At 67.5% G+C, this 1716-nt stretch carries 2 protein-coding genes and 1 pseudogene; all 3 read right to left on the reverse strand.

The window, feature by feature from the left end:
• On the reverse strand, nucleotides 1–473 hold a 473-nt coding region (locus ACT84W_RS10030; RefSeq protein WP_444329106.1), incomplete at its 3' end, for a precorrin-8X methylmutase.
• Complete coding sequence (locus tag ACT84W_RS10035; protein WP_035138235.1) at nucleotides 474–989, reverse strand: cob(I)yrinic acid a,c-diamide adenosyltransferase; 516 nt, start codon at nucleotides 987–989, stop codon at nucleotides 474–476. It abuts the gene before it with no gap.
• Nucleotides 986–1716, reverse strand: a pseudogene (locus ACT84W_RS10040) (cobyric acid synthase); the annotation flags it as partial. The gene ACT84W_RS10035 and the pseudogene ACT84W_RS10040, both read right to left, overlap by 4 nt.

The following is a 1716-nucleotide window of genomic DNA, read 5'->3' on the forward strand; positions in this document are numbered from 1 at the left end:
ACGAGCGCGGGCGCGATCTTCCCCGCGTCCATGAGCTCGGCGAGGCGCAGAAGTGCTGTGGGAGCGTTGCCGACGGCCACGATGAGCGGACCCTCGATGCCGCAAGCTTTGTCCATGCTCGCAACGGCGCGAGTCGTGCCCGCGGCGCGCGCCGTTGCGGCGACATCAGGGTCGGCCATATAGCACACGGCCTGGCAGCCGATCTTCGCGAGCGCGGGCTTGCTTATGCCTGCGAGCGCCATGTTCGTGTCGGTGAGCACCGTGGCCCCTGCGCGCAGTGCGTCGAGCGCACAGTGCGCGGCGTCATGGGTGAACACGAGGGAATCGGCGTACGAGAAGTCAGCAGTGGTGTGGATGACGCGCTTCACGACGGGCTCTTCGAGCGGCGGGAACGTGCGGCCGCCGAGCTCTTCGGTGATGATCTCAAAGCTGCGCCGCTCGATGTCGCCGGGCGCCATCTCCTTGGAATCCATCTAGTACTCCACTCCTTCCCTTGCACATATCCCCTGCTCGTAGGGGTGTTTCTCGCACCGCATCTCGGTTATGTAGTCGGCCTTCTCCACGATCTTGCGGGAAGGCGCGCGCCCGGTGAGCGCTACTTCGACGCCGCGCGCGGACATATCGAGCGCGCGGTCCACGAGCGCCTCGTCGACAAGCCCCTTCGAAAGCGCGTCGAGCGCCTCGTCGAGCACGAGCAGCCCCTCCTGCGCGCCCTCGAGCTCGGCGAGCGCGGAAGCGAGGTTCCCATCGTGCAACTCGCGCGTCGCGGCAAGTTCTTCCGACGTCATGGACCAGGTAAACTTGTCCGACGCCTTCCCCGCGAACACGGGCACGCCGAAATGCTCGGCGAGCAGGCGCGCCTCCCCGCTTTCGCCGTCTTTCAGGAACTGCACGACGACGACGCGGCGGCCTGCGGCGAGCATGCGAAGGGCGAGCCCCATCGCCGCCGTGGTCTTGCCTTTGCCGTCGCCATGATACACGTGGATCATACGCCCTCCTCGATAATGCGGTAGACATACTCCATGTCGAGCGCCCCGCGCACGGAGTCGGCCAGGCGGTCGAACTCGCGCGCACGGTGATCGGCCGCGGACACCGCGCCCTCAGCACCCACGACGCTCTCGGGCAGGCCGCGCATGCGCGCGAGCGAGCGCGCGAGGGCGAGTGCCACCCCCGGTTCGTCGAACAGGCCGTGGAGATAGGTTCCGAACACGTTTCCGCAGGCCGCGCCTTCTGGTTTGCCGCCAATCGTGCCCGCAGGGGCGCAGGAGACGGTCGTATCGCCGTCGTGAATCTCGTACCCGCGCGCCGTCATGCCGTTCCACACCGAGAACGCGCCTTGGGCGCCCGTGATGCGCAGCTCCGACTGGGCGAGGCGCTTTTCCTCCTTGAACACCGTATTTGCAGGGATGAGCCCGAGCCCGCGCGCGGTGCCAGCGCCTTCCCTGCCGTGCGGGTCGGAAAGCTCGTCTCCCAAAAGCTGGTAGCCTCCGCATATGCCGAGCACCGGCGTGCCCGCGCCCGAAAGCGCGCGTACACAGGCTCCGATGCCGCTAGCCGCAAGCCAGCGCGCGTCGTCGAGCGTGGACTTCGAGCCGGGAAGCACCACCAGGTCGGGTCGGCCCAGATCGGTCGTCGAGGAAACGTAGCGCACGCCCATGCCGGGCACGCGCGAAAGCGGGTCGAAGTCGGTGAAGTTCGACAGATGCGGAAGGCGCA

This window comes from Paratractidigestivibacter sp., assembly GCF_052362415.1.
Taxonomy (GTDB): domain Bacteria; phylum Actinomycetota; class Coriobacteriia; order Coriobacteriales; family Atopobiaceae; genus Paratractidigestivibacter.

What these genes read in the sequence shown, in the direction of transcription:
- ACT84W_RS10035 (WP_035138235.1), bottom strand. Translation starts at nt 989, where the DNA reads ATGATCCACGTGTATCATGGCGACGGCAAAGGCAAGACCACGGCGGCG.